Origin of the sequence: Pseudomonas sp. R62 (genome assembly GCF_000257605.1) — a bacterium.
GTDB lineage: Bacteria > Pseudomonadota > Gammaproteobacteria > Pseudomonadales > Pseudomonadaceae > Aquipseudomonas > Aquipseudomonas atacamensis.
The window spans coordinates 2,167,851-2,180,451 of the sequence record NZ_JH635999.1 but is presented as its reverse complement, the minus strand read 5'-3'; the positions used below and the strand labels follow the sequence as shown (position 1 = coordinate 2,180,451).

The window sequence follows — 12,601 nt, the reverse complement described above, 5'->3', positions numbered from 1 at the left end:
CGCCGATGGTGTTGGAGCCCTGAATGCGTAATGCCGGGCCGTTTTCGGGGATCGGCAGGGCGGCGGCGGACACCGACAGCCAGCCACTCAACAGGAAAACGCAGAGAACACGCAGGGTCATTCCGGCACCGAATCAAGCCAAGGGGATTGCCGGGGAGATTAAGTCAGGCGCGTGACCGAAATATGACAGGGATTGAAGGGTGTAAATATCAATTGTGGGAGTGAGCTTGCTCGCGAAGGCGGCGTATCAGCAACATATCTGATTACTGACACTCCGCCTTCGCGAGCAAGCTCGCTCCCACAGGGATCTCAGGCAACTCGCGAATCAGGCCAGCTCAAGCCAGATCGGCGCATGGTCCGAGGGTTTTTCCATGCCGCGCAGTTCGTAGTCCACGCCGGCATCCTTGACCCGTGGCAGCAGGCCATGGGACGCCAGAATCACATCGATGCGCAGACCACGCTTCGGTTCATCTTCGAAACCACGGCTGCGATAGTCGAACCAGCTGAACATGTCGCTCACCTCGGGGTTGAGGTGCCGATAGCTGTCGGTCAGGCCCCAGTTCTTCAGGCGCGCCATCCACTCGCGCTCCTCCGGCAGGAAGCTGCATTTGCCGGTTTTCAGCCAGCGCTTCATGTTGTCCGGGCCGATGCCGATGTCGCAGTCTTCCGGGGATATGTTCACATCACCCATCACCACCAGTGGCTGTTCATTGTGGAACTGGCTTTCCAGCAGCGCTTGCAGGTCGCTGTAGAAACGCTCCTTGGCAGGGAATTTGGTTGGGTGGTCACGGCTTTCACCTTGGGGGAAATAGCCGTTCATGATCGTCACCGGTACGCCGTTGGCATCGGCAAAAGTGCCCCAGATAAAGCGCCGCTGCGCGTCTTCTTCATCGGTGGCAAAGCCTTTATGAATGGTGATCGGTTCGTTGCGCGAGAGCAGGGCGACACCGTAATGGCCCTTCTGGCCATGGAAGTGCACGTGGTAGCCGAGGGCGCGGATGTCATCGTGGGGGAACTGGTCGTCGTGGACCTTGGTTTCCTGCAGGCCGATCACGTCGGGCTGATGTTTTTCGATCAGCGCTGCCAGCTGATGCGGACGGGCACGCAGTCCGTTGATGTTGAAGGAAACAATCTTCATGGTCGGCAGTCCTGGCAAAAGGGCGATGCTAGCTGACATGGGGGAGATGGGCCAGTGTGGGAGAAATCATTTTGGCCTGTGGGATTTGTGATGCCCTATGCAGCGCCTCTGTGGGAGCGAGCCTGCTCGCGAAGAGGCCGGCAAGATCGATGAAGATCCCGACTTGGTCTATACCTGTCAGGGGAACCACATCACCCGCCCAAGGTTCGTACCAACAAGCGCGCCAGCCTCCGAGCGCGCCTCCGGGGAGAATCACTGCAATGCCTGAAACCCAGTCCGCCGTTGCCGACATCCACATGCTCGACCGCGGCTATTCACGCGAAGCCCGCTCGTTGCTGTATCAGGCCTATCGCCACGAGCCGACCTTCGGCTACCTGTTCGAAGCCGAACGTCCCGGCTACGAACAACGCGTGCGCGCGACGGTTCGCGAGTTGGTCAAACAGCATTTTCTCCAGGACCTGCCGGCGATCGGCCTGTTGGTCAACGATCGCTTGATCGGCATTGCCCTGATCGCACCGCCGCAACGGCGCCTGGGCGTTACCGAAAGCTGGGCGTGGCGCTTGCGCATGGTGCTCAGCACCGGTTTTCGCTGCACCCGGCGTTATCTGGAATACCACGATGCCGTTGCTGCATGCGTGCCGGGTGACTCGGTGCACATGCTGCCGCTGCTCGGTGTGCATCCGCAGTTCCAGGGCAAGCATTACGGCGAACAATTGCTCACCGCCGTGCACAACTGGTGCGCCGTCGATGAAACCTCGCAAGGCGTGGTGCTCGACACCGGCAACCCACGCTACCTGGAATTCTATAAAAGGCAGGGTTATCAGGAGATCGGCGAGGTTGCCGTCGGGCCGGTGCGCGAACACGTATTTTTCCACGCCAATCCGCAGGTGTTACAAACAGCAACGGGATAACGATCGAACTTCTTCACAAATTACCTGTTCTATCAGGCTCCCGAGCCCGTGATAGCATCCGCGCCTATGAAGTTTCCACGAAGATTTACCAGCGGCGTGCTGATGCTGTTATCCAGCTGCGCGGCGCTGGCGCAAAGTGAATTGGATGTACGGATCAAGCCGTCCAACGATGAACTCAAGGCCAATATAGAAGGCTATATCGGCAGCCTCGGCGATCGCGACGAAGAAGCCTTGCTGCGTTTCAGTCGCGGTGCCGAAGAGCAGGCGCGCAAAGCGGCGCAGGCTCTGGGCTACTATCAGCCGCAGATCGACAGTGACGTCAAGGGCGGGGAAAAACCGCGTCTGGTGCTGAACATCGATCCCGGCGAGCCGATTCGCCTGCGCAACGTCACCGTGCGCGTCGACGGCCCGGCGGCCTCGCTGAAATCCTTTCGCGTACCGAAAAGCGACCTGCTCAAGTCCGGCGCCGTGCTCAACCATGGCCGTTACGAAGACGCCAAACGGGTGATCCAGAATCAGGCCTCGCGCTTCGGTTACTTCAGCGGTCATTTCACCAGCCAGAAACTCATGGTCGATCCGCGCGCGGGCGTGGCCGACATCGAATTGATCTACGACAGCGGCCCGCGTTATGCGCTGGGCAAAGTCAGCTTCGAGGGCGACACGCCGTTCGACGAAGACCTGCTGCAACGCATGGTGCCGTTCAAGGCAGGCGAGCCATACGACTCGGAACTGATCGCCGAACTCAACCGCGACCTGCAATCGAGCGGCTATTTCGAAGGCGTGCGCGTCGATGCAGCACCGACGGCAGCACAGAACGATGTGATTCCGGTCGCCGTCAAACTCGACACGCGTAAGCCGCGCACCATGGGCCTGGGCCTCGGTTATTCGACCGACGTCGGCCCACGGATCAAGGCCAACTGGACGCGCCACTGGGTCAACCCGCAGGGCGACAGCTATGGCTGGGAGGCCGAACTCTCGGCACCCCGGCAGAACGTCGGGCTGTTCTACGACATCCCGCTCGACCCACCATTGACCGACAAACTGCGCTGGGCCGGCGGCTATCAGTTCGAAGACATCGAAGGCTCCGACACCCTCAGCAAGCTGCTGACCTTCGGCCCGGAATGGCACAGCAAGTTGCCCAGCGGCTGGCAGCGGGTGATCTCGCTGAAATGGCAACGTGAAGAATACGAACTCGGCGACGACTCCGGCCTGAGCACGTTGCTGATGCCCGGCATCAGTTATTCGTACCTCAAAAGCGACAACCGCATCGACCCGCGCAACGGCTATCGCCTGAGCTTCGAAAGCAAAGTCGCCAAGGAAGGCCTCGGTTCGGACAACAACCTTTTATATGGCACCGCGCTGGTCAAAGGCCTGACCACGGTGTTCGACAAGCACCGCTTGCTCGGCCGCGTGCAGGTCGGGGGCAGCGCCACCAACGGCTACAACTCGATTCCGCCGTCGCTGCGCTTTTTTGCCGGTGGCGATCAGAGCGTGCGCGGTTACGACTATCAGAGCCTGTCGCCGAAAAATTCCGATGGCAAACGGATTGGCGGTCGCTACATGGTGGCTGGCAGCGTCGAGTATCAGTATTCGATCGCCGAGAAATGGCGGGTCGCGACCTTCGTCGACCAGGGCAACTCTTTCAACAAACTTGAACTGCCCGACCTCAAGACCGGGGTCGGTGTAGGTGTGCGCTGGGTCTCGCCGGTCGGGCCGATCCGCCTTGACCTGGCGCACGCGCTGGACGACGACGGCGGCATCCGGCTGCACTTTTCCATGGGGCCTGAGCTGTGAAGCGTGGTTTGAAAATAACAGCGCTGACTTTGTTGGCGCTGGTCTTGTTGATCGTCTTGAGCCTGGCCGCACTGCTTGGCACGCAGGCCGGCAGTCGTTGGGCGCTGGGCCTGGTGCCGGGCCTGAGCGTGGAAAATTTCCACGGTCGCCTCGCTGGGCAATGGAGCGCCGATCACCTGGTGTGGCAGCAGGACACCAGCCGAGTCGAGCTGAACAAGGCGATCTTCGCCTGGTCGCCACTGTGCCTGACGCGCATGACCTTGTGTATCGATCAGCTCAAGGCCGATCAGGTGATCCTGCAATTCCCGCCGAGCGAAGAAACCACCGAGAGCGGCCCGATCACACTGCCGGACCTGCAATTGCCGTTGGCCATTGAACTGGGCGATGTCGAAGTCGGCAGCCTGTTGTTCAACGGCAGCGAACAGCTCAAGGGCTTGCAACTGGCGGCGCACTGGACCGCTCAAGGCTTGCAGATCGACAGCGTGAAATTGCAGCGCGACGAGCTCAGCCTGAACCTGTCCGGCCTGCTGCAACCGAGCGGCAACTGGCCGCTGACGATTCAGGGCGATTTGACTTTGCCTTCTCCCGGCAGCGAGCCGTGGACGCTGGCGCTGAAAGTTGAAGGCGATCTGCTGAAAACCCTCAACCTGCACGCCGACAGCCGTGGCTACCTCGACGGCCAGTTGAACGGTGAACTGCAAGCGCTGGCGGAAAACCTGCCGGCCAAGCTGCGCATCACCAGCGACGCGTTCAAACCCAGCGCCGATCTGCCGGACACCCTGCAATTCAATCAGCTTGTGCTTACGGGCGAAGGCGACCTGAAAAACGGTTATCAACTGCTCGGCAACGCCACGTTGCCCGCCGAGAAATCGCCAGTGGCGCTGCTGCTCAAGGGCAAGGTCGACGCCAACGGCGCGCAGATTGACGGGCTCGACCTCAACGCCAACGACACGCAAAGCCTCAAACTCACCGGCAACGTCGACTGGAGCAAGGGCCTCAGCGCTCAGGCCAATATCAACTGGCAAGACTTCCCGTGGCACCGGCTCTATCCGGAGATCGACGAGCCACAAGTCGCATTGCGTACTTTCACTGGCGAAGTGTCCTACACCGACGGTCAGTATCTCGGCAACTTCGACGCTGCGCTGGATGGCCCGGCCGGGGCGTTCACCTTGAGCAGTCCGTTCAGCGGCAGCCTCGAACAGATCGCCTTGCCGCAACTGGTCATGCAGGCCGGGCAGGGCAAGGCCGAAGGGCACGTCAATGTGCGCTTCGCCGACGGCATCGCCTGGGATACCGCGCTGAATCTGTCGGCGCTCAACCCGGCGTACTGGGTCGCCGAACTGCCGGGCACTCTGGCCGGGCCGTTGCAGAGCAAAGGCGAGATGAAGAATGATCAGCTCAGCCTCAGCGCCGACCTCGACCTCAAAGGCAAATTGCGCGGTCAGCCGGCGGTCCTCCAGGCCAAGGCTGACGGCGCGGGCGAACGCTGGAACCTCAATGCCCTGCAGATCCGCCTCGGCGACAACAGCATCAACGGTAAGGGCAGCCTGCAGGACAAACTCGGCGGGCAGATCGACATCAAGCTGCCGCGTCTGGCCCAGCTCTGGCCGCAATTGCGCGGGCAGGTCAACGGTCAGGTCAACGTCGCCGGCACGCTGAAGGCGCCGCAGGGCAAGCTCGATCTGCAAGGTTCGCAACTGGCCTTCCAGGACAATCGCCTGCAAAGCCTCAACCTCGACGCCACGCTCGACAGTGCGCAGCGGGCGAAGATCAATCTCAAAGGCAGCGGCATTCAGACCGGCGACACCTCGCTGGGCACCCTGACCGCCAGTGCTCAGGGCGATATCAAAAGCCAGAAACTCAACCTCGACCTGATCGGACCGAAGCTGAAACTGGCGCTGGGGCTGGACGGCAATCTCGACAAGGGCAACTGGCGCGGACGCTTGGCCAGTGGCGACATTCAGGCCGGTGGCCAGGACTGGAAGCTGCAAAGCCCGGCCAAGCTGGAACGCCTGGCGGACGGTCAGATCAATTTCGGCGCGCATTGCTGGCTGTCCGGCAATGCCAGCCTGTGTGGCGAAGACCAGCGCCTGATGCCCGAGCCGAAGCTGCGGTATCACCTCAAGCAATTCCCGATCGAAAGCCTTGCGCAATGGTTGCCCAAGGACTTCGCCTGGCAGGGTCGACTCAACGCCGATCTGCAACTGGACCTGCCGGCGAGCGGCCCGAACGGCGTGGTCAGTGTCGATGCCAGCGGCGGCACCCTGCGCGTGCGCGACAAGGATCAGTGGCTGGATTTCCCCTACCAGACCCTCAAACTCAACAGCAAGCTCACGCCCAAGCGCGTCGACACCGAGCTCAATTTTGTCGGCGGCAAACTCGGCGAATTGCTGGTGCAGGCGCAGCTCAATCCGCTGCCGAAAAACAAACCGCTGAGCGGCTCGTTCCGCCTCTCTGGCCTCGATCTGTCGGTGGCGCGGCCATTCGTGCCGATGGTGGAAAAACTCACCGGCCGGCTCAACGGCAGCGGCACTATTTCCGGTGGCCTGCTCGCGCCATTGGTCAACGGCACTGTGCAGCTCAGCGATGGCGAAGTGTCCGGCGCCGAACTGCCGATGGAGCTGCAGAACCTGCAACTGACGGCGGCGATCACCGGCGAATCGGTGCGCCTGGACGGTGGCTGGGACAGCGGCAAGACTGGCAAGGGCAGCCTCAACGGCAACGTCGCCTGGGGGCAGGCGCTGGTGGTCGATCTGGCGCTCAAGGGCACGCAATTGCCGGTCAGTGTCGAACCCTACGCCAAACTGGAAATGGCCCCGGACCTGAAGATTTCCATGGCCGGCGATGAGCTGAAAGTTGCCGGCAAGGTGCTGGTGCCGAAAGGCGAAATCACCGTGCGCGAGCTGCCGCCATCAACCGTGAAAGTCTCCGACGACACGATCATCGTTGGTGCGCAGACCGAGGAGGGCAAACCACCGATCGCGATGAAAATGGACATCGACGTGATCGTCGGCCAGGACAAGCTGAGCTTTGCCGGTTTCGGCCTGACCGCGAATCTGCAAGGTCAGGTGCACATCGGCGACAACATGGACACCCGTGGCGAACTGTGGCTCAACGACGGCCGCTATCGCGCCTACGGCCAGCGCCTGACGGTGCGTCGCGCGCGTCTGTTGTTCGCCGGTCCCATCGACCAGCCGTATCTGGACATCGAAGCGATCCGCCAGACCGACGACGTCATCGCCGGTATTCGCCTGAGCGGCAGCGCCGAACAACCGACCACGCAGATCTTCTCCGAACCGGCGATGAGTCAGGAACAGGCGCTGTCGTACCTGGTGCTGGGCCGTCCGCTGAGCACCAGCGGCGAAGATAACAATATGCTCGCGCAAGCGGCATTGGGTCTGGGTCTGATGGGCAGCGCCGGGATCACCAGCGGCCTGGCCAAGGATCTGGGTATTCAGGACTTCCAACTCGACACCCAAGGCAGCGGCAACGACACCAGCGTCGTCGCCAGCGGCAACATCTCGGAAAAACTCAGCCTGCGCTATGGAGTGGGTGTATTCGAACCGGCCAGCACCATCGCCCTGCGCTACAAGCTGAGCAAGAAGGTCTACGTCGAAGCGGCGAGCGGCGTGGCGAGCTCGCTGGATATCTTCTACAAGCGGGATTTCTAGCTCTCGCTCCCTTCAATGATCGTTCCCACGCTCTGCGTGGGAATGCCTCAAGGGACGCTCTGCGTCCCCGCTCTCAAAAATGGACGCAGAGCGTCCCCGGCTGCATTCCCACGCGGAGCGTGGGAACGATCCCGCGTGGCCGGTCAGCGACTAATTACCAAGCCCCCTAACTATTGCGTTGACATTCGCTGCCTAAGCAGTAACATCTCGACATACATTCACTGCCTAGGCAGTTATCAGGTCGACCCATGAAGCATTTCACCCCGGAAGAATTCAAACATTGCCACCTCGGCCTGTTGCTCGGCCGTGCCGCGTTGCTCAAGGACCGGATCATCGATACCCACATGGAACCCCACGGCATCACCGCCGCGCAGTTCAAGGTGTTGATCATCATGGCCCAGTTCGGCGTCGACACCCCGGCCGAGCTGTGCCGGCATCTGTCGCTGGACAGCGGGTCGATGACGCGCATGCTCGATCGTCTCGAGCAGAAGGCTTTTCTGCTTCGTCAGCGCAGCGAAGGCGACCGCCGTCAGGTGCAACTGAAACTGACCGAGCAGGGCCAGCAACTGGCTGATCGTCTGCCGCACATCGGTGCCGATGCGATGAATGAGCTGGCCGGCGCGATCTCCCGCGAAGAGCTGAAAACCCTGGAATACATCCTCAAGAAAATCCTGCTGGCCGCCGGTGACCCGATCACCATCCAACGTCTAGGTGATCACAATGAGCGCTAACACTTTGCGCAGCAGTCTGACGCTGCTGTTGTCGGCGATGATCCTCGCCGGTTGCGCCAACTACAACGGCCTCGACACTAAAGGCCAACGCCTCGACGCGAAGAGCCTGAAGACAGCGCAGTCTCTGGACGGCGTCACCCTGTCGCCAGCGGCGTGGCCGAAAAGCGATTGGTGGAGCAGCCTCGGCGATCCGCAGCTCGACGGCCTGATCCGCGAAGCCCTGCACGACAGCCCGGACATGCAGATCGCCGCAGCCCGCGCCCATCAGGCCAGTGCCGCCGCCTATGCCGCCGATGCCGAGCGTTATCCGACCCTCGACGCCAGCGCCGGCATCAGCCGTTCGCGGCTGGCTCGTGATCAGGATCCGCTGGGGCAGGGCGGTGCCTATGCGACGGTGCGCAATGTCAGCGCCGGCTTCAATTACAACTTCGATTTGTGGGGCGGTCAGCGCGATGCCTGGGAAGCCGCACTCGGCGAGGCTCGCGCTGCTGAAGTCGACCGTCAGGCCGCGCAGCTGACACTTGCCGCTGACGTCGCCCTTGCGTATAGCGATCTCGGTCAGGCGCACATCGTTTACGACCTCGCCAGCGAAGACCTCAAGCGCACCCGGCAAATGCTCGACCTCAGTCAGCGCCGCTTGAGTTCGGGGATCGACAGCCAGTACCAGTTCCAGCAAACCCAGAGTCTGGAAGCCAGTTCTCAGGCCAGCCTGATCGACGCGGAAAAACGCTTGAACAGCGCGAAAATCGCCTTGGCGGTATTGCTCGGCAAAGGCCCGGATCGTGGCAACGAAATCGCTCGACCGAAAGTCCTGCAAGCCAGCGCCGTGGCGGTGCCGTCGGTGTTGCCGGCGGAACTGCTCGGCCGCCGCCCGGATCTGGTTGCGGCGCGCTGGCGTGTCGAGGCGGCGAGCAAAGACATCGATGCGGCGAAAACCCGTTTCTATCCCAACCTCAATCTATCGGCCTCGGCCGGCGCCGAGTCGTTGCTGGGTGATGCGATGTTCGGTTCGGCCAGCCGCTTCTTCAACATCGCGCCGACCGTGTCGCTGCCGATTTTCGATGGCGGACGCCTGCGCGCCAACCTCGATGCGCGCGACGCCGATTACGATCTGGCGGTGGCGCAGTACAACAAGAGTCTGGTGAAAGCCCTCGGCGATGTCGGCGATACGATCAATCAGCTGCGCGATATCGGCCGGCAGATTGGCGCGCAGCAACACGCCACCGACATTGCTCAGGACTCTTACAACACCGTCGTCCAGCGTTACGGTTCCGGCATCGGCAACTACCTGGACGTGCTCAGCATCGAGCAGCAATTGCTCCAGGCCCAGCGTCAGCTGGCGACCCTCAATGCCGAGCAGATCGACCTGTCGATTCAACTGATGCAAGCGCTGGGCGGCGGCTTTCAGGGTGAAAACCTGAACGCAGCCAACGCCAGCCCCGCGTCGTCGCACTACTAATTCAAGGTATTTGTCATGGCCACTGCCGAAAACACCCAAGCTCAAGACAACACCCCGGACACCGGCAACCCGCGCAAACGCAAGGTGATGCTGCTGGCCCTCGCTGTGGTGGTCCTGCTCGCCATTGCCGGCGTCTGGGCCTATCACGAATTCATCGGGCGCTTTAACGAAAGCACCGACGATGCCTACGTCAACGGCAACGTCGTGGAGATCACGCCGCTGGTCACCGGCACCGTGGTCAGCATCGGCGCCGATGACGGGGATCTGGTCCAGGAAGGCCAGGTGCTGGTCAACTTCGACCCCAACGATGCCGAAGTCGGCCTGCAAAGTGCCAAGGCGAAACTGGCGCGCACTGTGCGTCAGGTGCGCGGCCTGTATAGCAACGTCGACGGCATGAAAGCTCAGGTCAATGCGCAGCAGGCCGAAGTGCAGAAAGCCCAGGACAACTACAACCGGCGGAAAAATCTCGCCCAGGGCGGGGCGATTTCCCAGGAAGAGCTGTCCCACGCCCGCGACGACCTGACCTCGGCGCAGAACGCTCTGGCCAACGCCAAACAGCAACTGAAAACCACCAGCGCACTGGTCGACGACACCGTGGTCTCGTCGCATCCGGACGTAATGTCGGCGGCTGCCGATCTGCGTCAGGCCTACCTGACCAATGCCCGCAGCACCCTGATCGCGCCGGTCACCGGTTACGTCGCCAAGCGCACCGTGCAGCTCGGTCAGCGTGTGCAGCCGGGCACCGCGCTGATGGCGGTGATTCCGCTGGATCAGCTGTGGATCGACGCCAACTTCAAGGAAACCCAACTGCGTGACATGCGCATCGGCCAGCCAGTGGATATCGAGGCTGATATTTACGGCAGCGATGTGAAATACAGCGGCACCGTCGACAGCCTCGGCGCCGGTACCGGCAGCGCATTTGCCTTGCTGCCGGCACAGAACGCCACCGGTAACTGGATCAAGATTGTTCAGCGTGTGCCGGTGCGTATCCACATCAATGCCGAAGAGCTGGCCAAGCACCCGCTGCGTGTCGGTCTGTCGACCAATGTCGAGGTCAATCTGCACGACCAGAGCGGCCCGGTGCTGGCCCAGCAACCGCCGCAGAAAGCCTCGTTCAGCACCAACGTCTACGAGCGCCAACTGGCCGAGGCGGACGCGATGATTGCCCAGTTGATTCACGACAACAGCGCAGCAGCAGGCAAGACCGCGCAGCGCTGAGAGCACACCGGATCAGAAGCAGGCTCTGTGGTGAGGGTTATCTGTGGCGAGGGGATTTATCTGTGGCGAGGGGATTTATCCCCGCTGGACTGCGCAGCAGGCCCGTTTTTCCTGAGCCAAAAGAGGGGCCGCTTCGCGACCCAGCGGGGATAAATCCCCTCGCCACAAGGGCCTGCTACCACAGGGCCGGCTGTGTTCATCAGGCCGCAGCGACCATCAGGTTTCATAGGATTCACAATGAGCAATAACGCTTCTTTCACGCCGCCCAGCCTGTTGCTCAGCACCATCGGCCTGTCGCTGGCGACGTTCATGCAAGTGCTCGACACGACCATCGCCAACGTGGCGTTGCCGACGATTTCCGGCAACCTCGGGGTGAGTTCGGAGCAGGGCACCTGGGTTATTACTTCGTTCGCCGTGAGCAACGCGATTGCGCTGCCGCTGACCGGTTGGCTCAGCCGCCGCTTCGGCGAGGTGAAGCTGTTTCTGTGGGCGACGATGCTGTTTGTGCTGGCGTCGTTTCTCTGCGGTATCTCCACTTCGATGCCCGAGCTGATCGGCTTTCGCGTGCTGCAGGGCCTGGTCGCCGGGCCGCTGTACCCGATGACGCAGACGCTGTTGATCGCGGTGTATCCGCCGGCGAAACGCGGGATGGCCCTGGCATTGCTGGCGATGGTCACGGTGGTCGCGCCGATTGCCGGGCCCATTCTCGGCGGCTGGATTACCGACAGTTACAGCTGGCCGTGGATCTTCTTCATCAACGTGCCGATCGGCATCTTTGCGGTGATGGTGGTGCGTTCGCAACTGGCGAAACGGCCGGTGGTGACCAGTCGCCAGCCAATGGATTACGTCGGTCTGATCACCCTGATCATTGGCGTTGGCGCGTTGCAGGTGATCCTCGACAAGGGCAATGACCTGGACTGGTTCGAGTCGAATTTCATCATTGTCGGCGCGGCGATTTCCGTGGTCGCGCTGGCGGTGTTCGTGATCTGGGAAATGACCGACCGCCATCCGGTGGTCAACCTGCGCCTGTTCGCCCATCGCAACTTCCGCATCGGCACGCTGGTGCTGGTGCTGGGTTATGCCGGGTTCTTCGGCATCAACCTGATCCTGCCGCAGTGGTTGCAGACGCAAATGGGCTACACCGCGACTTGGGCTGGACTTGCCGTGGCGCCGATCGGGATTCTGCCGGTGCTGCTGTCGCCGTTTGTCGGCAAATACGCGCACAAGTTCGACCTGCGTCTGCTCGCCGGCATTGCGTTTCTGGCGATCGGCCTGAGCTGCTTCATGCGTGCCGAGTTCACCAATGAGGTCGACTTCCAGCACATCGCTCTGGTGCAGTTGTTCATGGGCATCGGCGTGGCGCTGTTCTTCATGCCGACCCTGAGCATTCTGATGTCGGACTTGCCGCCGAGCCAGATCGCTGACGGCGCAGGCCTGGCGACTTTCCTGCGGACACTGGGCGGCAGCTTCGCGGCCTCGCTGACCACCTGGATCTGGATTCGCCGGGCCGATCAGCATCATGCGTATATGAGCGAGAGCATCAGCACGTTCGAGCCAGCTACCCGCGAGACCTTGAATCAATTGGGCGGGGCGAGCCAGTCGGCGTATGCGCAGATGGATCAGATCCTCACCAGCCAGGCGTACATGTTGTCGACCGTGGATTACTTCACGTTGCTTGG

At 61.6% G+C, this 12,601-nt stretch carries 9 protein-coding genes; 7 read left to right on the top strand and 2 right to left on the bottom strand.

Annotation, left to right across the window (positions count from 1 at the left end):
* Both OQK_RS32160 and xthA read right to left on the bottom strand, forming a co-directional pair.
* A partial coding sequence (locus OQK_RS32160) for a hypothetical protein (RefSeq protein ID WP_443216345.1) occupies positions 1-121 on the bottom strand: 121 nt, incomplete at its 3' end.
* A 204-nt stretch (positions 122-325) separates the two neighbouring features.
* Complete coding sequence (xthA, locus tag OQK_RS27610; RefSeq protein ID WP_016775305.1) at positions 326-1,138, bottom strand: exodeoxyribonuclease III; 813 nt, start codon at positions 1,136-1,138, stop codon at positions 326-328.
* Between the two features lie 260 nt (positions 1,139-1,398).
* Between xthA and OQK_RS27605 the strand changes: the two genes are divergently transcribed.
* The 7 genes from OQK_RS27605 to OQK_RS27575 form a co-directional block, all read left to right on the top strand.
* Complete coding sequence (locus OQK_RS27605; protein ID WP_016775303.1) at positions 1,399-2,049, top strand: GNAT family N-acetyltransferase; 651 nt, start codon at positions 1,399-1,401, stop codon at positions 2,047-2,049.
* 66 nt (positions 2,050-2,115) lie between these two features.
* Positions 2,116-3,843: an autotransporter assembly complex protein TamA gene (locus OQK_RS27600; protein ID WP_016775302.1), complete on the top strand. Its 1,728-nt coding sequence runs from the start codon at positions 2,116-2,118 to the stop codon at positions 3,841-3,843.
* Positions 3,840-7,514 carry a translocation/assembly module TamB domain-containing protein gene (locus OQK_RS27595; RefSeq protein WP_016775301.1) on the top strand — a complete coding sequence of 1,225 codons (3,675 nt, stop codon included), beginning with the start codon at positions 3,840-3,842 and terminating at the stop codon, positions 7,512-7,514. Before OQK_RS27600 ends, OQK_RS27595 begins: the two co-directional genes overlap by 4 nt.
* A 248-nt stretch (positions 7,515-7,762) precedes the next feature.
* Complete coding sequence (locus tag OQK_RS27590) at positions 7,763-8,245, top strand: MarR family winged helix-turn-helix transcriptional regulator (protein ID WP_016775300.1); 483 nt, start codon at positions 7,763-7,765, stop codon at positions 8,243-8,245.
* Positions 8,235-9,704, top strand: a complete 1,470-nt coding sequence (locus OQK_RS27585; protein ID WP_016775299.1) for an efflux transporter outer membrane subunit — start codon at positions 8,235-8,237, stop codon at positions 9,702-9,704. Before OQK_RS27590 ends, OQK_RS27585 begins: the two co-directional genes overlap by 11 nt.
* A 15-nt stretch (positions 9,705-9,719) precedes the next feature.
* Positions 9,720-10,922 carry an HlyD family secretion protein gene (locus OQK_RS27580; protein WP_016775298.1) on the top strand — a complete coding sequence of 401 codons (1,203 nt, stop codon included), beginning with the start codon at positions 9,720-9,722 and terminating at the stop codon, positions 10,920-10,922.
* Between the two features lie 237 nt (positions 10,923-11,159).
* Positions 11,160-12,601: DHA2 family efflux MFS transporter permease subunit (locus OQK_RS27575; RefSeq protein WP_016775297.1), on the top strand; the 1,442-nt coding region annotated here is incomplete at its 3' end.